The sequence below is a fragment of the Acidovorax sp. GW101-3H11 genome (genome assembly GCF_001633105.1).
Lineage (GTDB): Bacteria > Pseudomonadota > Gammaproteobacteria > Burkholderiales > Burkholderiaceae_C > Acidovorax.
This window is the reverse complement of record NZ_LUKZ01000006.1, coordinates 52,638-72,013: the sequence shown is the minus strand read 5'-3', so window position 1 is coordinate 72,013 and position 19,376 is coordinate 52,638. Positions and strand designations below refer to the sequence as shown.

The following is a 19,376-nucleotide window of genomic DNA, read 5'->3' as shown; positions in this document are numbered from 1 at the left end:
ATGGTGCGTTGCAACATGATACAGTCGCTGGTTGCCATGTTCCAAGCCCGCGGCCAGACATCTGATCATGGCAAACGGGTAAATACCACCCTTCCCTGAGAGAGACCTCATGAAGATTCACGAATACCAAGGCAAGGAAATCTTGCGCAATTTTGGTGTGCCCGTTCCGCGTGGCATTCCCGCATTCACGGTGCAAGAAGCCGTCGAAGCAGCCCAAAAGCTCGGCGGCCCCGTGTGGGTGGTCAAGGCCCAGATCCACGCCGGTGGCCGTGGCAAGGGCGGCGGCGTGAAGGTTGCCAAGACCATTGACGATGTGAAGGCACGCGCCAGCGACATCCTGGGCATGCAACTGGTCACGCACCAGACGGGCGCTGAGGGCCAGAAGGTCCGCCGCCTGTACATTGAAGACGGCGCCGACATCAAGAACGAACTGTATGTGTCGCTGGTCACCGACCGCGCCACGCAAAAGGTGGCCCTGATCGCTTCGAGCGAAGGCGGCATGGACATCGAGGAAGTGGCCCACTCCACGCCCGAGAAGATCATCACCGAGATGATCGACCCCATCGCTGGCATCACCGAAGCGCAAAGCCGCAAAGTGGCCGCCGCCATTGGCCTGACTGGTGCCTCCGTGGACCAAGCCGTAGACATCTTCGCCAAGATCTACAAGTGCTACATGGAAACCGACGCGTCGCTGGTGGAAATCAACCCGCTGAACTGCGACTCCAAGGGCAACCTGATGGCCCTGGACGCAAAGTTCAACTTTGACGCCAACGCCCTGTTCCGTCACCCCGAAATCGTGGCCTTCCGCGATCTGGACGAAGAAGATCCGGCCGAAGTGGAAGCCTCCAAGTTCGACCTGGCCTACATCAGCCTGGACGGCAACATCGGCTGCCTGGTGAACGGCGCCGGCCTGGCCATGGCCACCATGGACACCATCAAGCTGTTCGGCGGCGAGCCGGCCAACTTCCTGGACGTGGGCGGCGGTGCCACCCCCGAGAAGGTGACCGAAGCCTTCAAGATCATGCTGAAGAACCCCAAGGTCGAAGGCATTCTGGTCAACATCTTCGGCGGCATCATGAAGTGCGACACCATCGCCACCGGCGTGATCACAGCCTGCAAGGCCGTGAACCTGAGCGTGCCGCTGGTCGTGCGCATGAAGGGCACGAACGAAGAGCTGGGCAAGAAGATGCTGGCCGAGTCCGGCCTGCCCATCATCGCTGCAGACACCATGGCCGAAGCTGCGACCAAGATCGTTGCTGCCGTCAAGTAAGCCCGGAGAACACACATGTCGATCTACATCAACAAAGACACCAAGGTCATCACCCAGGGCATCACGGGCAAGACGGGCCAGTTCCACACCGAGAAGTGCCAGGAATACGCGAACGGCAAGAACGCCTTCGTGGCGGGCGTGAACCCGAAGAAGGCCGGCGAGTCTATCTTCAACATCCCGATCTACGCCTCCGTCAAGGAAGCCGCAACGCAGACCGGCGCCACCGTGTCGGTGATCTACGTGCCCCCAGCAGGCGCTGCTGCCGCCATCTGGGAAGCCGTCGAGGCCGACCTGGACCTGGCGATTTGCATCACCGAAGGCATCCCAGTGCGCGACATGCTGGAAGTGCGCAACAAGATGAAGGCCAAGGAAGCCGCAGGCGGCAAGAAGACCCTGCTGCTGGGCCCCAACTGCCCCGGCCTGATCACGCCTGACGAAATCAAGATCGGCATCATGCCCGGTCACATCCACCGCAAGGGCCGCATCGGCGTGGTGTCCCGTTCGGGCACACTGACGTACGAAGCCGTGGCCATGCTGACCGAAGTCGGCCTGGGCCAGTCGAGCGCCGTGGGCATTGGTGGCGACCCCATCAACGGCCTGAAGCACATCGACGTGATGAAGGCATTCAACGACGATCCAGACACCGACGCCGTCATCATGATCGGCGAAATCGGCGGCCCGGATGAAGCCGAAGCCGCCCAATGGTGCAAGGCCAACATGAAGAAGCCTATCGTCGGCTTCATCGCTGGCGTGACCGCCCCTCCCGGCAAGCGCATGGGCCACGCCGGCGCGCTGATCTCCGGCGGTGCTGACACGGCCGATGCCAAGCTGGCCATCATGGAAGAGTCGGGTTTCATCATCACCCGCAACCCTTCGGAACTGGGCAAGCTGCTCAAGGCCCAGCTGAAGTAAGGCACGCTTCGCCCACGGCAACCGCCATGCGCTTTTGCATGGCAGCCGCCAGATGGGCAAGTCCGCAGTGGCCCCAGGCGCCCGGAACCCAGGTTCCGGGCGCTTTTTTTTTGCCCCCAGAACTGTCCACAGGTGTTTTTCCGGGGCCCTGTCACCCCAAAAGAAAGACGCTTTGCACCGATGCCAGGGTGGCGGCACAAGTCCACACGCCGGGAGCAAGTGTCGCCCCAGGTGACAAAAATGGCACCTCCGCCGGATGCCAAGCCCCGCGCCCGACAAGAACGGCACAGGAAGCATTCCCACCGCGTTGTTTGGTACAGAAATCTGCGGGAATGGCTGCCCCAAGGGCTGGGCGCAGTTATTGCTTGAAATGCTGTTCAATACCTGAGTGGAACAACAGCAAGTGGGCAGAAAATCCTCGGCACGGCGACTGAATGTGTGGCGTACCGATGGCTTCTGGAGCGCATTGGCGGGGCTGGCAGTAGTGGCCCTGTGTGCGGTCACGGGCCTTGCACAGCGGCTGGACCTTGCGCTGTATGACGCGGCCATCCGCACTACCACTCCCGCACCCCTGCCTGAAATCGCCATCGTCAACATCGACGACGCAAGCCTGGCCGCGCTGGGCCCCTGGCCCTGGTCCCGTGACATCCACGCACGGCTGATCGATCAGCTGGCAGCCAGCGGCGCCAAGACCATCGTCCACACCGCCTACCTCACAGAACCCCAGAGTGACCGGGGCCTGGGCCATGTGCGCAAGATCCGGGAATTGCTTGCCGCTTCCGGCGACAACGGCCCGTTGGCCACAGAACTCAGCCGCATCGCTGCCGACGCCGACCAGGCGCTCGACACGGATGCCCGCCTGGCGAGTGCCATCCAGCGCGCGGGCAACGTTCTGCTGGCATCGCGCTACGCCCCTTCGGGCACGCCCACAGCGCTGCCGTCCCATGTGCGCCGCAGCACGCTGCCCGACCCCGGCACCTTCGCCACGCCCGTCCAGTCCGCGCAGCACCCCGCTGGAAACCTGGGGGCCTCTGCCGCTGCCGTGGGCCACCTGTACCCAGAGGTGGACGAGGATGGAAAAACCCGCCGGGTGCCCCTGCTTTTGCGCTACGACAACGCCGGGATTCCTGCGCTGGCCCTGCTGGCGGCCCAGCACAGCCTTCACCTGGGGTCGAGTGACTTGCAGACCCAGGACACGCCCCCCGGGCTGCGCCTGGGAGGGCTGCACATTGCAACTGATGCCACTGCTGTGATGCAACCGCGTGTGCAAACGGTGCCGGGCGACAACCCGGCGTTCCCCACGTTCTCCTTCAGCAGCGTGCTCGACGGCAAAACGCCTGCCAGCAGCTTCAAGGGCAAGATTGTGCTGGTGGGCAGCAACACCGAGGCGCTGGCGCCGCAGGGGGGGCAAGGCACGCTGTACCCCGTTGAGACACTGGCGCGCACCGTGTCGTCGATCCGGCTGGGCCTGGGCGTGCAGCAACCCACCTGGGGGCCCTGGGCATCGGGGCTGGTGGCGGCAGGCGCACTGTTGTACGTGGCCTTGCTGGCCCACCGGGTACGGGCGCCTGTTGCGCTGGGTGTTGGCGCAGCGCTGGTGCTGGCACTCGCAGCCGCCGGGTGGGGGCTGCTGCATTACGCAGGCCTGTGGGTTGCGCTGGCGCTGCCTGCCACCGGGCTCGCTGCAGGAGTCGCCGCGAGCCTGCTGCTCGGCTGGAAAAACGGCCGGGGCTACCCACCATCGGCCGAAGCCGCAGAAGCGGACCGGATGATGGGACTGGCCCTGCACGGGCAGGGCCAGCTGGACATGGCATTTGAGCGCCTGCGCAAAGTGCCCGCCAGCGACGCTTTGCTGGACAACCTGTACCACCTGGCCGAAGACTTCGAACGCAAGCGCAACTTCGCCAAGGCCAAGGCGGTGTACGAACACATCCTGCGGCACAACAAGCAATACAAGGACACGCGAAGCCGCTACAAGCGGGCACGCGCCAAGGCCGACAGCGGCGGCCCCAATAGCCAGCCTGCATCCATCCCCCCACAGGGCACCGCCAACCCACGGCTCCCGGGTGACGCCACGCTGGGCATGCCCATGCTGGGTCGCTACCAGATCGACCGGGAAATCGGCAAAGGGGCCATGGGCATCGTCTACTTGGGGCGGGACCCCAAAATCGGGCGTGTCGTCGCCATCAAGACCCTGGCCCTGGGCCAGGAGTTCGAAGGCGATGCGCTGATCGATGCGCGGGCCAGGTTCTTCCGCGAAGCCGAGACAGCCGGGCGCCTGCAGCACCCCCACATCGTGACCATTTTCGATGCTGGCGAAGAGCATGATCTGGCCTACATCGCGATGGAGTTCCTCAAAGGCCGGGACTTGGCCTATGCCTGCGCGAAGGAACATTTGCTGCCCGTGCCCACCGTGCTGTCCATTGCCGCGTGTGTGGCCGATGCGCTGGACTACGCCCATGCCCACAACGTGGTGCACCGCGATATCAAGCCCGCCAACATCATGTTTGACAGCGCCACCCACGCGGTGAAGGTGACGGACTTTGGCATTGCGCGCATTACCGACTCCAGCAAGACCCGCACGGGGCTGGTGCTGGGCACCCCCAGTTTCATGTCGCCAGAGCAGCTCGCCGGGAAAAAGGTGGACGGCCGGTCGGACCTGTATTCGCTGGGCATCTCGCTGTTTCAGCTGCTGACCGGCACCCTTCCGCTGCGGGGCGCCTCCATGACCGAGCTGATGCACAAGATCGCCAGTGTGGACGCACCAGATATCCGCGAGTTGCGCTCCGACCTCTCTCCCGCCGTTGCCCGGGTGGTGGCGCTGGCCTTGCAAAAACGCCCGGAGGCCCGCTACCAGACAGGCCGCCAGTTTGCCGCCGATCTGCGGCAGGCTGCCGCTGGAACAGCCGGTGCCGAGAGCCCGCCCGCGCCCGAAACAGTGGTCTATGATGCGGACCGCGAAGCAACAGGGCATGAGATGACGGATTTTCAGGAAACCGTGATGGATCCCCCCGCTGTGCGGGGAGCGTCAGCTCCGCCCGTTTCAGGCGCCCAATGACGCTCGCCCACACATCCATGACCTACGAATTTTTCGCGCGAACCGACAAGGGCCGGGTGCGCACCAACAACGAAGATGCGGTGGCGGTCGATCGCGAAGCGCAGGTCGCCATACTGGCGGACGGTATGGGCGGCTACAACGCCGGAGAAGTTGCCAGCGGCATGGCCACCACCTTCATCCGCACGGAAATGGCACGCTGGTTGGCCCAGGCGGGCACCACGCCCCAATCCACCGATGTGCGGCGTGCGCTGGAAATCTGCGTGGAGAATGCCAACCACGCCATCCTGGGCGCATCGCTGTCGAACCCCCAATATGCCGGCATGGGAACCACCCTCGTCGTCGCCGTGTTCCATGGCAGCCGCCTCATCCTCGGGCACATTGGCGACTCGCGCTGTTACCGGTTGCGGGATGGTGCGCTGCAGCAGATCACGCGGGACCACTCGTGGCTGCAAGAGCAGATCGATGCCGGCCTGCTGACAGCCCAGCAGGCGGCGCTGTCTTCCAACCGCAATCTGGTGACCCGCGCCCTGGGCGTGGAGCCCAACGTCATGATGGAAGTCAACGAGTTCCAGGTGGCTGCCAATGACCTCTTCCTGCTGTGCTCGGATGGCCTCACGGACATGGTGTCCGACCCCGACCTGGCGGAGATGGTGCGCGCGCCACTTCCACTCGAAGAAAAAGCCACATTGCTCATCGACACCGCCAACGCGAACGGCGGGCGTGATAACGTGAGCGTGCTGCTGGTGCAGGCCGCTGCGGGAGGCAAGAAGCGCGGCCTCATGTCCCGATTGCTAGGGGCCGCCTGAACGGCCCAAACCACAACAATTCATCACATCAGGAGTGGATCATGCCGAGAATGATCGTTTCAATCGACGGGGTCGTCATCAAGGAAGTGCAACTGACCAAGGAGCGGACCACGCTCGGCCGACGCCCGTACAACGACATCGTGATCGACAACCTCGCCGTGAGCGGGGAACACGCCGTGATCCACATGGCAGAACACGAGGTCGAGATCGAAGACCTGGGCAGCACCAATGGCACCTATGTGAATGCCAAAGCCGTCAAGCGCCAGGATCTGCGCAATGGCGACACGATCGAAGTGGGCAAGTACAAGATTCGCTTTCTGCAGGAAGCCGAAGGCCAGAACTTCGAAAAAACCATGATCTTCAAGCCGGGCATGGTTCCCCCCGTGGGCACAGCGGCACGGCCTGTCCCGGCAGCGCCCGCCCCGGCCCCCATCGCCGCCGTGATCCGCGTCATGTCGGGCGCGGCGGCAGGGCGTGAAGTGTCTCTGCAGAAGGTGGTGACAACCATTGGCAAGCCCGGCGTGGCCGTTGCGTCCATCACCAAGCGCCACCAGGGCTTTGTGCTGGCCCATGTGGAGGGCCCTGAAATGCCGCTGCTCAACGGCTCCTCCATCGGCGCGTCTCCCGTGCCGCTCAAGCATGGAGACAGGCTGGAACTGGCCGGCACCGAGATGCAGTTCGAACAAGCCTGACGGTCGGTGCATGGTGCGGCGCCCTGGCGGCAACTGCACCAGCGCCGCTGTCGCCCACACTGACACCCCCATGCGGCCAAGCCCATGCGACAGCAGCTCTCGCACTTGTTTCTGCGCCGCTGGCGGCGCATTGCCGTCACCCTGATACCGCTGGTTTTTGCGCTGCTGCACATCTCGGATGTGCTTCACCTCCAGGTGTTGGAGCGGCTGGACAACATCATCTATGACACGCGCTTGCGGGTCACCATGCCCCGCACGCTGGACGAGCGCATCGTCATCATCGACATCGACGAAAAAAGCCTGGGTCAGGTCGGACAATGGCCCTGGAGGCGCGACAAGCTGGCAGCCCTGGCGCGCGAACTGTTCGAGCGGCAACAGGTTTCCGTGCTGGGGTTCGATGTGGTGTTCGCCGAGGCGGACGAAAGCTCGGGCCTGTCCACATTGCGCGAGCTGGCCCAAGGCCCCTTGCGCAATCAAACCGGGTTTCAGGAGCAGCTGGAGCGCCTCGCACCTTCGCTGAACTACGACGCACTGTTTGCGCAATCACTGCAAGGCCGCCAGGTGGTTCTGGGCTACTACCTTTCAGGCGATGACCGCGACGGCATTACCAAAGGGGCACTCCCCCCGCCCGCGCTGCCGCTGGACCGCCTGCGTGGCCTGCCACTGATTGCCACGTCGTGGAAAGGCTACAGCAGCAACATCGAAAGTCTGGCCGCCGCCGCACCCACCGCCGGGTTCTTCAATTCGATCACCGATGAAGATGGCGTGGTGCGCTCCCTCCCGCTGCTGGCCGAGTACCAGGGGCAGTACTACGAATCCCTGGCCCTGGCCATGTTTCGCGCCGTGATTGGCTCGCCAGACATCCACCCAGGCTTCGCCAACCCAGTCCCCAACGGCTCGCACGACGCCCTGCAGAGCATTGTGCTTCGCGCCGATGGCCGCGCCTTGGCCCTGCCGGTGGACGATCAGCTGGCCACCCTTATCCCCTACCGGGGCCCGGGCGACGCCCGGGGTGGCTCGTTCCGGTACGTCTCGGCTTCGGATGTGCTGGAGGGCAAGCTGCCGCCTGGCCAGCTCAAAGACCAGCTGGTGCTGGTGGGCTCCACCGCCCCCGGCCTGCTGGACCTGCGGGTGACCCCTGTCGGCAGAACCTATCCGGGCGTCGAGGCGCATGCCAATGTGCTCTCGGCCTTTCTGGACGGCAAGAACATCGTGCGGCCCGACTACGCCGTAGGATTTGATGCCTTGCAACTGCTGTGTGCCGGATTGCTGCTGGCCGTGGCATTGCCCCTGCTGTCAGCGTCCGCAGCCGTGCTGCTCAGCGGCGGTGTGGTGGCATCGCTGGTGGGCCTCAACCTCTGGCTCTATCTGGGCCATGGGCTGGCCTTGCCACTCGCCACCGCCGTGGTGATGGCGCTGCTGGCGTTTGCACTCAACATGGCCTACGGCTACTTTGTGGAAAGCCGCTCCAAACGCGAATTGGCCACGCTGTTCAGCGCCTATGTGCCGCCCGAACTGGTGGCCGAGATGGTGAAGCAGCCCGAGCACTACAGCATGCAGGCCACCAACCGCGAGCTGACCGTGATGTTCTGCGACATGCGCGGCTTCACTGCCATGTCGGAACGCATGGAACCGCTACAGCTGCAGGCGCTGCTCAACGAGGTGTTCAGCAAACTCACCCACATCATCCGCAGCCACCGGGGCACCATCGACAAATACATGGGCGATTGCGTCATGGCCTTCTGGGGCGCACCGGTCGCCACCCCGGACCACGCCCACCTGGCCGTGTCGGCCGCGATGGAAATGGCCCAGGCCATCGGGCAGATCAATGCCGACCACCGGCAGCGTGGCCTGCCTGAAATCGGGGTGGGCATCGGACTCAACACAGGCATCATGTGCGTGGGCGACATGGGCTCAGACATCCGGCGCGCCTACACCGTCATCGGCGACGCCGTGAACCTGGGCTCCCGGCTGGAAGGCCTGTCCAAGCACTACGGAACCGCCATTGTGGTGAGCGAAAGCGCCAAATCGCTGGCCCCCCAATTCGCCTGGCAACAGATGGACCGTGTCCGCGTCAAAGGCAAGGCCCAGGCCGTCCCCATCTACCAGCCGCTGGCCAAACTGGACCAGTTACCACACCGCCAAGCGGAAGAGCTGGAGGTGTGGACGCAATTTCTCGCTGCCTATGCTGCCCAGGAATGGGCACAATGTGATGCACTGTTGACGCGGCTGAGAGAGTTTGAGCCTCACGCCGTGTTGCACGCGTTGTACGCAGAGCGCGTGTCCAGTCTTCGTTTGTTGCCTTACAACCCAGACTGGGACAGCGCCACCAACTTCGATACCAAGTAGGCGAGCAAGCAAATAGCGGGAAGGCTTCACATGCAGATTCGCGTGCTGGGTTGTTCCGGTGCCATCGCCAAGGACTGTCGCACGACATCGTTCTTGGTTGGAGACAGCATCCTGATCGATGCGGGCACCGGCGTGGGCGATCTGACCCTGGAGGAAATGGGCCGCATCGACCATGTGCTCCTCACCCACTCCCACCTCGACCACATCGCCGCACTGCCGCTGATGCTGGATTCCGTCTCATCCTTGCGCCGCAGCCCCGTACAGGTTCACGCACTGCCCGCCACCATCGAGGCGCTCCAGGCCCACGTGTTCAACAACATCATCTGGCCAGACTTCAGTGCCATTCCATCGCAAGCGGCGCCATTCCTCAGATACCAGCCCTTCGAGACTGGCGACTTGATAGCGATTGATGGCACAGAGATCGAGGCGCTCCCCGCACGCCACACCGTCCCGGCCGTCGGCTTCGCCGTGCGGGGGCACACGGGCTGGTGGGTCTTCAGCGGTGACACCGAACGCAACCAGCCGTTCTGGGACCGGGTTAACGCGATGCCCGTGAGCTACCTTGTCATAGAAACCGCCTTCAGCAACCGCGAACGCGAACTCGCGCGCCGCAGCCTGCACCTGTCGCCCGACACCCTGGCTCAGGAGTTGGCGCATATCGATCCCGCAAATCGTTACCCCATATACATCACACACACCAAGCCGTCAGAGACCGAACTCATCATGGAGGAGATCCGACGGTTGGATGGCATAAGCGGCTCTCTGCACCCACATGACATCCGGTGGCTGGGTGCGGGCCAAGCGCTGGAGGTGTGAGGTACCAGCTTGACAATACTGACTGACAAAAATGTTAGGCCAGAGGGTTTGACGGTGCTTTTTTGGCGCGCAGCGGATCGCTCAAGCGCCGACCTCCTTGGAGATTTGTGAACAATGTTGAAGAACACGCTTCTTTGCCGATGTTTGTTCGTCAAATGCTTGACTTTGTTGATTCATCACCCCTTTATAGGGGCGCAAGTTGCCCGTTGCGAGGCTGGGCACCGCAATCCAGCAGCCGCCCGATGCAGGCAGCCAAGCAGGCACGCGGATTGCATAGCAACTGCGCATTTGCAACTTTCCTAGGAGTTTTTCATGAAGCGCTCTATCCAAAAGGGTTTTACCCTGATCGAACTGATGATCGTGGTTGCGATCATCGGTATTCTGGCTGCCGTGGCACTGCCTGCGTACCAAGACTACACTGTGCGTGCACGCGTGTCTGAGGCACTCGTTGCCGCATCTGGCGCCAAAACAGCAGTCGCAGAGAATGCCTCTAACGGAACTGCTTTTGACCAAGGTTTTGTGGCTCCTTCTGCCTCTTCGAATCTGACGAGCTTGGCCATCTCGCAAGCTACTGGCGCAATTACAGCAACCACAACCTCTCGTGCTGGCAATGGTACGGTCATTTTTGTCCCCACGTCTGGCGGCGCAGCACTTGTAGGCAGCGCAGCCAGCTCTACAGTACCCACTGGCGGTAGCATTCAATGGGCATGCAACACTGGTACGGTTGTGGCTAAGTACCGGCCCGCACAGTGCCGTTAATTTGAGCCTTGCTCTCACGTAAAGGGGCTGGAGATTTTCTCCAGCCCCTTTTTGGTTTTTGCCCCTCAAACGGCACAACATGTGTCGATCATACGCACATGACAGAGTCACTCAACTCAGCGCAACAAGACATGAGTCGCAAGCGATTTTTGATTTGCGTAGTCGCGTTGTTCTTCGCCATTTCAGCACCTTGGCTTCAACCTTACGCATCCCTCCCTGTTCCACAGCTTAATTCGAATGCGACCGCCGTCATTGGATGGTCACTTTTTTTGTTACTCTCCGGATCTCAAATAGAGAATGGTTCGTTTTGGAATCTGCATTTCAAAAAATCTGCCGATGCGAATTTTATTTTTTGCGCAGGAATTTTATTTTCACTAAAAATTGCGCTTGATTTATTTTCCAGCAAACTTGGCTTCCCATCTACATTCGCATCAGCAATCGCCGTCTTAACTCTAACATTGTTAGTAGCTGCACATGGATTTCATATTTCAACCAAAGATGAATCGAAAATAATATTTAAAACAATCGCATGCTCATTATTATTCGCATCCGTCTGCAGCGCAATAATCGGCTGGCTTCAGTTTTTTGATATTCGATTCCCTCCATGGGTATCCCCACTGACCGAACCAGGAAGAGTTTTCGCCAATGTACGCCAACCGAATCAGTTAGCATCCCTTCTTGCGATTGGAATATGGTCTGCATGCTGGCTGCGCGATCAGAAAGAAATTCATCGCATTACGTTAGCATTGCTACTACTGGCGCTGACCCCATGCCTCGTCTTTACGGGATCGAGAATGGCCATTTTGCTACTTCTTTTCATTGCTTGCTGGGGAGTTTACTCCGAGGCCCGAGGCAAGACGAGGTTAAATTTCACATATGCATATCTAATTTTACTCTACACAGCAACCTGGTACCTTGCAGAATATGCACGCCAGCAAGGCATTCTTTTTTTTCACGGTGGCGAGAGAATTTCTAGTGCTGACCCTACCGGTCTACGCTGGCAACTTTGGAAGAATTCATTTGAAATTTCGCTCTTAAATCCCATTATGGGATGCGGTTTTAATCAATTCAATTTTTGTTTCATGCATGCCCCATTGGATCCCCGTGCACCAGCGGCATTCGATCACGCACACAACATAATCCTGCAATGGGCTGTTGAACACGGTTGGCCACTCACCATAGTTATAACACTGCTGGCAATCTTTTGGTTTTTCAAAATTTTCNAATAATTTTCATTCACTCAATGCTGGAGCATCCACTTTGGTATGCTGCATTTCTCATGCCCACAGCCTTTTTGATAGGATTTTCCTCGGGAAGAGTCCATTCGGGCGAAAAACCATCATCATCAGGCGATGCATCTCTTAAAAGATATAGGAGCGTGCGGGTTGTTTTACTGTCTTTCATATTGACATGCTCTATTTACAGCATTTACATTCACACAAAAATTGCAAAAAATTACGACCCCAGCCATACAATGACCGCAGCCCAAAGGCATGAAAACACGAAGGCTTCCTGGATATTCTCTCCCCAAATTGCTTATGCGCAGGCAATGTATGTGTCAAATGGCGCGCAAATAAATGAAATGCCTCAAATATTGGAGTTTTTCAAGCTGGCCAGCCATGCGCATATGGATGGGAAATTCCTGATCCGATATGCTCAAGTTGCCGCACTCGCTGGTGACTTTGATCTCGCACGGCATCTCGCTTGGCGCTCAATTCAGATTGACAAAGAATCTGCGGAAATCTATGTGCTTGCAGCTGAAAAATCGGAGAATGAATCCCTAAAAAAGCTTGCTGCGTTCGTACAATCAGGCGCGCCATTCAACCTGCCATTTAATCAAACGATGCGCAGCATAAAATAGTCAAAATCAATTACCAAAAAATACTATGCCCGCCTCAGAGTGGAAGAGCAAGGTAAAAGCCTCCTGCATTCATCTCCTAGCCAGTCTGGGGCTTGGACTGTTAGCTGGAATATTTATTTTTTTTATTTGGTACCCATCTCCGTATCAAAAAATATCAGGCGGCAACGATCTTTTTTTATTGCTAATATCAATAGACATTGTTATCGGCCCGATGATAACCTTTGTTATCTACAGCAGAAAAAAATCACGGCAAGCCATCGCACTTGATTTTATTGCCATTGCCATATTGCAGAGTGCCGCATTGGCGTACGGCATGTGGACGCTCTTTGTCGCTCGCCCCGTCTATTTGGTGTTTGAATACAAAAACTTCAGCGTAGTACATGCCATTGATTTAGACCCTATGATTTTAGAAAAATCATCCAGCCCATTCAAAAATATTCCACTCTATGGGCCAAAAATTATTTCATTGCGAAAACCAGAGCGCGGAGATGAGCAACTTGAAACCATGACCATTGCACTTCATGGAGTTACCGAGTCTGAGCAACCCAATTTGTGGCAGCCCTATGAAATGGCAAAAAACAATGTTCTCAGCGCTTGTAAAAGCATGTTTACACTTAAAGAAAAATTCCCGCAGAGTGAATCAGACATCAACAATCTAATTGCCCAAACAGGGGCCGAAGAATATGGCCTTTGCCACTTACCTTTGCTGAGCCGAGGTACAGTTTGGACCATTATTATTGATCGATCAACTGTCATGCCCGCAGGATATCTTCCACTAGATTCGTTCTAAGCACTCCAATAATTTCATCAATCGCATTAATTTCACAAAAAAGAGCTCGCAGCGAATTATTCAAAAGAAAATTTTGAACTAAATTATTAAATTAATTAGATATTAAAGATATCTGAGCGGCTTCGTTGCAAACACCCAGTTGCACGAACTGATAGCGGGGAGTTTGAGTGAACCCTATGGGCAAAAGCTCGCCACGAGACCACCAATCGGGCTGAGTACAACGCTGCGCTCAAAACCCGAAGGACGCCAGACGATTTGGGAGAATGAAGACTGCAGTGGTGTGCACCAGCCAATGCCAAGCAGGGTCACCAGCAGACGTTCACGGATGCGGCCATCCAGTTTTGCCTGAGCATCATGTGCCTGTTTTGCCTGCCCTGCGCCAGAGTCTGGGTCTCGTTCACAGGCTGCTTTGCCTGGCCAAGCTCAATTGGCGCGAGCTCGGTTTCAGCACCATCAGCTGCAGCCAGAAGACAGTGCCGGTGCACCTGACTTACAAGCACCGCGACACGGCGCAAGAACTGCTGGTAGACAACACTGATATCAAGCTTCTGGGCGAAAGAGTGTGGAAACGCTAGCTATCGCATCCCGGACGATGGCGTAGACTTCAACCGCTATTCCCTCTTCGTGGCTCGAGCCGTCCTGAGGGAGTTGATAGAGTCCTTGCAATCCACCCAGGGAGTGAAGTCATGTTGGGTGCCCTGCGCAAGAACGCCCGCACCACTCCCGCCGTGTGCGTCGAAATCGCAGCCCGCAATGAGCCAGCCAGTGTCCTGACCCAGCGCTTTGGGATCACCGAGCAGACGGTCTACAAGCGGAAGCAGCGCTCTATCTTTGGGGACAGCTCACACGCGAGCCTATCACCTGCAGACGGTGCTCACGCCAGCACGAAAAACTGTGGTGGTTCACCTGCGGCGTACCTTGATGCGGCCGCTGGATGACCTGCTGGCCGTGACACGGGAATTCATCTGTCCCTATGTTTCTCGCTCGGGCCCTGATCGGTGCCTGCGCCGCCATGACGCGGGCAACCTCACCGCCTTCAAGCCCCAGGAGCCTGTGGTGGCCCACAAGACCTTCAAGAGCTGCGAGCCAGGCTATGTGCACATGGACGCGAAGTACCTGCCCCAGATGCAAGACGAGAGCAGCAGGCGTTACCCAGGCTACGCGCTGGGTGTTTGTGCAGCTCAAGCAACAAGACAACCTCCAGTGCGCAGGCCTTCCTGACGGCATTGCACAAGGCCTGTCCGCTCAGGATCACCAAGCTGCTGACCGACAATGGTAAGGAATATGCGGCCCAGCCGGGAAAGCGAACCCAGTGGCAACCATGAACTTGACCAGCTGTGCAAGGAGCTGGGCATAGAGCACCGACTGATCAAGCCCAGAACACCGAGAACCAATGGCATGGTCGAAAGGTTTAATGGTCGCATTGCAGACGTTCTGAAGACTCACCGGTTCAACAGCCGCGAGGACATGGAGCAGACCTTGCTGCATTGTGTGGCCTTGTAAAGCCACCAGTTGCTACAGTCAGCGCTCAAGAGCAAGACGCCCGTGCAAGCGATAGAAGAGTGGTATCAGACTCACCCGCACCTGTTTCACAAGCGTCCACATGCATATGATCGTCTGGGATGCGGCATCTACTCACTGCTGATGAGCTAGCGTCATCACGTCTTGCATGGGGTTCGATTTGAGCTCCCAATTAAACATTACAGTTCACTGGTTCACCGGATTTCCCTTACTAGCCAACCACCCGACTTCCCGCCTCTTTTTTCTCTCACGTGGACGCCATGGATGGTCATCCCCCGATCCACCGCCTTGCACATGTCATAGACGGTCAGCAAGGCCACCTGCACCGCCGTCAGCGCCTCCATCTCCACCCCAGTCGGACCCACGGTTTCCACGGTGGCGGTGCACTGAACGGCGTTATCGGCGGGCACTGACTCCAACTCCACCGCCACCCGCGTCAACGCCAGCGGATGGCACAGCGGAATCAAATCGCTGGTTTTCTTGGCGGCCATGATGCCTGCGATACGGGCAATGCCCAGCACGTCCCCCTTCTTGGCCGTGCCGCTTTCGATGATGGCCAGGGTTGCCGGTTGCATCTCGATACGGCCAGTTGCTACGGCGATGCGGTGGGTGGCGGGTTTGGCGCCTACGTCCACCATGTGGGCTTGGCCTTGGGCGTCGAAGTGGGTGAGGGAAGACATGGCAGTGGGTCGTCAAATGGTTGTTGTTACGAAACAATCGGTGGCTCAGGGCATCATACGGGCATGCGGAATCGCTTTTGGCACCGGGGGCTCGCCGCCCCTTTTCGGCCCCATCCCCTCGCCATTTTTAGCAAAATATTGCCTTTCTGGCGCGCTAGCCAAGCCTTTATTGCTATAAATATAGTAGCAATTTTCTTGATTTCTCCGGCCCATGCCCAGTCGCAGCTCCCCACTCTCGGCGAAAGCGGCGACCTCACCACCAGCGCTGAGCGCCGCCTGGGCGACCGCATCATCCGGGAGCTGTACCGGGACCCCGACTACATCGACGACCCGGTCATCGCAGACTATGTGCAGGGCATCTGGCAGCCGCTGATGGAAGCGGCCCGGGCGCGCGGAGAACTGTCTGCCGAGCTGGACGAGCGCTTCGCCTGGGAGATTCTGCTGGGACGGGACCGCACGGTGAACGCGTTTGCATTGCCCGGTGGCTACCTGGGGGTGCATCTGGGCCTGGTGGGGGTGGTGGCGACGCGTGACGAGCTCGCATCGGTGCTGGCGCACGAACTCAGCCATGTGACCCAGCGCCACATCTCGCGCCTGATCACGCAGCAGAGCAAGCAGACCCCGCTGCTGCTGGGGGCGCTGGTGTTGGGGGCCCTGGCGGCCAGCAAGAACCCCGGCGCCACGCAGGCCCTGGTGGTGGGCGGCCAGGCCCTGGCCATGCAGAACCAGCTGAACTTCTCGCGCGACATGGAGCGGGAGGCGGACCGCATCGGCTACGGGCTGATGGCACCCGCCGGGTTCTCGCCTCTGGGCTTTGTGAGCATGTTTGATAAGCTGCAGCAGGCCAATCGACTCAATGACAATGGCTCGTGGCCCTACCTGCGCAGCCATCCGCTGACCAGCGAGCGCATGGCGGACATGCAATCGCGCCACCCCCCTGGCGCCAACCCAGGCCAGACGGCAGGGGTCACCTCGCTGGAGCATGCCATGGTGGCGGCCCGCGCCCGGGTGCTCTCCAACCCCGGGGTGGACACCTTGCGCCAATGGGTCCAGGAGCCCCAAGGCATCGGGTTCGCGGCGCAGCCGCCGCAACGGCGTGCGGCAGCGCTGTATGCCGCCGCCCTGGGGGCGCAGCAGCTGCGGGACATGGCGGTCGCACGGTCGGCTGTGCAAAAGCTCGAAGCGCTGGCGCAGGCAGACCCTGCCGCACTGCGGCTCGTGCGCTTGCTGCGTGCGGAGATTGAGCTGGCCGCTGGTGATGCCTCGGCAGCGCAGACGGCACTGCCAGAAGCCAAAGGCGTCGGCACCAGCACACGCAGGCCAGAGCTGTTGCTGCGCACCCGGATCCTGCTCCAGGCGGTCCAGGCCAGCGCGGCGGCGAGTTCATTGCAGACCTGGGTGGCCAACCACCCCAAGGATGCCAGCGCATGGCAGCTGCTGGCGGCCGTGTGGCAGGCCCAGGGCCAAGGGCTGCGCGCCATCCGCGCGGAGGCCGAGGCCCATGCCGCGCGGTATGACTATGCGGCGGCGGTGGACCGGTTCAAAGCAGGCCAGGACCTGGCCCGCCGAGGTGGCGCCGCAGCAGACCACATCGAGGCGTCGATCATCGACACCCGGCTGCGCGCCATGGAATCACTTCTTCGCGAACAGGCCGCCGAGCGCTGACTCGATCACCACGCCCAGCACCGAATAAATGAGCGAGCCCAGCAGGGCTGCGCCAAAACCCGCGACATGGAAGCCGTCGAGCACACTGGCGGCGGCCCAGAACATGAGCGCGTTGATCACAAACAGGAACAGCCCCACCGTGACGATGGTGACCGGCAGCGTGAGCACCACCAGCACGGGCCGCAGCACCACGTTGAACAGCCCGATCACAAAGGCCGCGATCAATGCCGAGGGAAAGCTTTTCACCTCGACACCGCTGTAGATGTACGCCACGAACAACAGCGCGGCTGCGCTGAGCAGCCATTTGAGAAGAAGTTTCATGGCCAAAGAATAGCACTGGCCAGCGGACCACAAAAAAGGGCCTGGCAGGCCCTTTTTTGTTACAGCACCGCCAACATCAGCGGGTGGCGTCCTGGGATGCCGTTCGAGGCGCCCAATCACTCCAGCGCCAGCACCCACAGGGTGCCAAAACCCGTGAGCAGGCTGCCCATGAGGGTGCCAGGCCGGGGTGTTGGCCAGCGGCGGCCTGCAGTCTGGCTTTTCTCCGCATCCTCCGGTGCGTCGGATTTGGGGCGGCGGGCATCCACCACCTGGGCCGCAGAGGGCTGGGCCGCCTGCAGTTGCTCCGTCAATTCCACCAACGGGCCCTTGGCCACCACCGTAGTCACGCTGTGGGCCGGTGCCCGCAGACCGGGGAGGATCTGGGCAAACAGTTTGTCCGCCCACTTGGTGCGCCAGTTCTCGCGGGCGCTGTGGCTCACCCATTTGCTGATGCGGTGGGTCATGCGCGGGGCGCAGGCCACCAGCACCCATTGGGTCGGTGCCGCTGCTTCACGGGCAAACAGGGGCGCAAGCACCTGCTGGGCATACGCTGCGTCGTCCACGTACACGATGACTCTGTCCATACCGCCTCCTGTGAAAGCCCTGAGGCCCCGGGTGTGAAGCACTCCCCGGGGGCCGTCGATCAGATCAATGCTGTTGTTCGGCAGGCGCCGTAGCTGCGCGGCGCGAGAGAATGAACTTCCCGGCTGCCAGCACCAGCAGTGCACCCGCCACGCTGGCACCGTACTTGACCGTGTCGAGCACATCGCCCGAAGCGTCCAGCGGCATCTTCAGCATCCACTGCCACTTGTCGGGGTTGGCCAGTGCGGGGTCGGTGACCAGCATGCCACCGGCGATCCAGCCCAGCAGCATGCCGCCCAGCGTGATGATCATCGGGAAACGCTCCATGAGCTTGATGACCAGCTGGCTGCCCCAGACGATGATCGGGATGGAGATCAACAGGCCCAGCACGACCAGCAGGAACTGGTGTTCGCCCGCGTTCTGCGCAGCACCGGCAATGGCGATCACGTTGTCCACGCTCATCACCAGGTCGGCCACGATGATGGTCTTGATGGCGGCCAGCAGCTTGTCGCTGCCCTGCACGTCGCCGTGGCCTTCTTCATCAGGGGCCAGCAGCTTGACGCCAATCCACACCAGCAGGATGGCGCCCACGAACTTGAGGAACGGCAGTGCCAGCAGGGTCATCGCAAAAGCGATCAGGATCACCCGCAGGACGATGGCACCCGCCGTGCCCCAGATGATGCCCTTGGTGCGCTGTGCGGGGGGCAACTTGCGGCAGGCCAGCGCAATGACCACGGCGTTGTCGCCACCCAGCAGGATGTCGATGATGATGATCTGGCCCAGTGCGAGCCAGAATTCGGGCGATGCCAAAAAGTCCATAAATTCCTCAGTATCAGTAGCGCGAAGGGAGGATCTCGCCGCCACTGTAGCGCCGAGTCCATCCCAGGGATAGAGGGCCTGCGGTCGGAGGATCAGGGGCTGGCCACCGCGCAGCAGGGGCGCGGCACGCGAAGAGGCAGCCTTGATCAGCCCACAGTGGGCCCATCAAAGGTCTTGCTCGGCTCTGCACATGGAACCTGTGCGTGGAGCCCGGAACGCCGGAAGCGATGCTTCGTATTGACGACGAATCCGATGCCTTGCACTGCGGATGTCAGGGCCGGGCCCCGCTGCAATACAAGTCGGGAGCTACTCCCCTTCGAGCCCTCGATTGGAACATCGCCAGCGCGGCCGCGCAAGGGTCGGCATGTTGTGGTTACTGCGTATGAGCGCCTCTGCTTCTTTATGCCCCTGCCGATAACACCACCGCCAGCATCCCCCGGGCGGGCGGCTATGATCCAGCCCCCTTGTGTCCTGC

At 60.2% G+C, this 19,376-nt stretch carries 14 protein-coding genes and 2 pseudogenes; 12 read left to right on the top strand and 4 right to left on the bottom strand.

The annotated features are described in order from the left end of the window. The first annotated feature begins 109 nt into the window (after nt 1-109). The 11 genes and pseudogenes from sucC (at nt 110) to A1D30_RS04985 (ending at nt 14,966) form a co-directional block, all read left to right on the top strand. Entirely contained in the window at nt 110-1,270 is a 1,161-nt protein-coding gene (gene sucC / locus A1D30_RS05025) for an ADP-forming succinate--CoA ligase subunit beta (RefSeq protein ID WP_063459696.1), read from the top strand. A gap of 15 nt (nt 1,271-1,285) precedes the next feature. Then, complete coding sequence (gene sucD / locus A1D30_RS05020) at nt 1,286-2,182, top strand: succinate--CoA ligase subunit alpha (RefSeq protein ID WP_007860711.1); 897 nt, start codon at nt 1,286-1,288, stop codon at nt 2,180-2,182. Nucleotides 2,183-2,618: 436 nt separating this feature from the next. Continuing rightward, nucleotides 2,619-5,240, top strand: a complete 2,622-nt coding sequence (locus A1D30_RS05015; RefSeq protein ID WP_242421791.1) for a serine/threonine-protein kinase — start codon at nt 2,619-2,621, stop codon at nt 5,238-5,240. A gap of 17 nt (nt 5,241-5,257) precedes the next feature. Beyond that, the gene (locus A1D30_RS05010) at nt 5,258-6,046 is read left to right on the top strand and encodes a Stp1/IreP family PP2C-type Ser/Thr phosphatase (protein ID WP_082836328.1); all 789 of its coding nucleotides are present in this window, start codon (nt 5,258-5,260) and stop codon (nt 6,044-6,046) included. Between the two features lie 41 nt (nt 6,047-6,087). Continuing rightward, on the top strand, nt 6,088-6,738 hold the full coding sequence (locus tag A1D30_RS05005) for an FHA domain-containing protein (protein ID WP_063459694.1): 651 nt from the start codon (nt 6,088-6,090) through the stop codon (nt 6,736-6,738). 84 nt (nt 6,739-6,822) lie between these two features. Continuing rightward, a complete protein-coding gene (locus A1D30_RS05000; RefSeq protein WP_063459693.1) occupies nt 6,823-9,087 on the top strand; it encodes an adenylate/guanylate cyclase domain-containing protein in 2,265 nt (754 codons plus the stop codon). A gap of 30 nt (nt 9,088-9,117) precedes the next feature. Further along, entirely contained in the window at nt 9,118-9,903 is a 786-nt protein-coding gene (locus tag A1D30_RS04995) for a 3',5'-cyclic-nucleotide phosphodiesterase (protein ID WP_063459692.1), read from the top strand. Between the two features lie 312 nt (nt 9,904-10,215). Then, nucleotides 10,216-10,662 carry a pilin gene (locus A1D30_RS24650; RefSeq protein ID WP_082836327.1) on the top strand — a complete coding sequence of 149 codons (447 nt, stop codon included), beginning with the start codon at nt 10,216-10,218 and terminating at the stop codon, nt 10,660-10,662. 1,886 nt (nt 10,663-12,548) lie between these two features. After that, complete coding sequence (tfpZ, locus tag A1D30_RS25440) at nt 12,549-13,313, top strand: TfpX/TfpZ family type IV pilin accessory protein (protein WP_131798418.1); 765 nt, start codon at nt 12,549-12,551, stop codon at nt 13,311-13,313. Between the two features lie 183 nt (nt 13,314-13,496). Next, nucleotides 13,497-13,885 (top strand): annotated as a pseudogene (locus A1D30_RS04990) (transposase); the annotation flags it as partial. Between the two features lie 114 nt (nt 13,886-13,999). Further along, nucleotides 14,000-14,966: pseudogene (locus A1D30_RS04985) on the top strand (integrase core domain-containing protein). Nucleotides 14,967-15,028: 62 nt separating this feature from the next. Here the strand turns inward: A1D30_RS04985 and moaC are convergent. After that, nucleotides 15,029-15,514: a cyclic pyranopterin monophosphate synthase MoaC gene (gene moaC, locus A1D30_RS04980; protein ID WP_063459690.1), complete on the bottom strand. Its 486-nt coding sequence runs from the start codon at nt 15,512-15,514 to the stop codon at nt 15,029-15,031. Nucleotides 15,515-15,709: 195 nt separating this feature from the next. Between moaC and A1D30_RS04975 the strand changes: the two genes are divergently transcribed. Next, nucleotides 15,710-17,179, top strand: coding sequence for a M48 family metalloprotease (locus tag A1D30_RS04975; protein WP_242421790.1), 1,470 nt, complete (start codon nt 15,710-15,712; stop codon nt 17,177-17,179). Here the strand turns inward: A1D30_RS04975 and A1D30_RS04970 are convergent. The 3 genes from A1D30_RS04970 to A1D30_RS04960 all read right to left on the bottom strand — a co-directional run bounded on the left by A1D30_RS04970 (nt 17,147) and on the right by A1D30_RS04960 (nt 18,901). Beyond that, nucleotides 17,147-17,500: a phage holin family protein gene (locus A1D30_RS04970; RefSeq protein ID WP_063459689.1), complete on the bottom strand. Its 354-nt coding sequence runs from the start codon at nt 17,498-17,500 to the stop codon at nt 17,147-17,149. The two genes, A1D30_RS04975 and A1D30_RS04970, sit on opposite strands and share 33 nt — an antisense overlap. A gap of 116 nt (nt 17,501-17,616) precedes the next feature. After that, nucleotides 17,617-18,084 carry a hypothetical protein gene (locus tag A1D30_RS04965; RefSeq protein WP_063459688.1) on the bottom strand — a complete coding sequence of 156 codons (468 nt, stop codon included), beginning with the start codon at nt 18,082-18,084 and terminating at the stop codon, nt 17,617-17,619. Between the two features lie 64 nt (nt 18,085-18,148). Then, complete coding sequence (locus tag A1D30_RS04960; RefSeq protein WP_063459687.1) at nt 18,149-18,901, bottom strand: TerC family protein; 753 nt, start codon at nt 18,899-18,901, stop codon at nt 18,149-18,151. Nucleotides 18,902-19,376: the final 475 nt, after the last annotated feature.

Excerpts from the sequence above, each read along its gene's own strand:
- A1D30_RS04965 (WP_063459688.1), bottom strand. The coding sequence starts at position 18,084 with ATGGACAGAGTCATCGTGTACGTGGACGACGCAGCGTATGCCCAGCAG.
- A1D30_RS05005 (WP_063459694.1), top strand. The coding sequence starts at position 6,088 with ATGCCGAGAATGATCGTTTCAATCGACGGGGTCGTCATCAAGGAAGTG.
- tfpZ (WP_131798418.1), top strand. The coding sequence starts at position 12,549 with ATGCCCGCCTCAGAGTGGAAGAGCAAGGTAAAAGCCTCCTGCATTCAT.
- A1D30_RS04970 (WP_063459689.1), bottom strand. The coding sequence starts at position 17,500 with ATGAAACTTCTTCTCAAATGGCTGCTCAGCGCAGCCGCGCTGTTGTTC.
- A1D30_RS24650 (WP_082836327.1), top strand. The coding sequence starts at position 10,216 with ATGAAGCGCTCTATCCAAAAGGGTTTTACCCTGATCGAACTGATGATC.
- A1D30_RS04960 (WP_063459687.1), bottom strand. The coding sequence starts at position 18,901 with ATGGACTTTTTGGCATCGCCCGAATTCTGGCTCGCACTGGGCCAGATC.
- moaC (WP_063459690.1), bottom strand. The coding sequence starts at position 15,514 with ATGTCTTCCCTCACCCACTTCGACGCCCAAGGCCAAGCCCACATGGTG.
- A1D30_RS05000 (WP_063459693.1), top strand. The coding sequence starts at position 6,823 with ATGCGACAGCAGCTCTCGCACTTGTTTCTGCGCCGCTGGCGGCGCATT.
- sucD (WP_007860711.1), top strand. The coding sequence starts at position 1,286 with ATGTCGATCTACATCAACAAAGACACCAAGGTCATCACCCAGGGCATC.
- sucC (WP_063459696.1), top strand. The coding sequence starts at position 110 with ATGAAGATTCACGAATACCAAGGCAAGGAAATCTTGCGCAATTTTGGT.
- A1D30_RS05010 (WP_082836328.1), top strand. The coding sequence starts at position 5,258 with ATGACCTACGAATTTTTCGCGCGAACCGACAAGGGCCGGGTGCGCACC.
- A1D30_RS04995 (WP_063459692.1), top strand. The coding sequence starts at position 9,118 with ATGCAGATTCGCGTGCTGGGTTGTTCCGGTGCCATCGCCAAGGACTGT.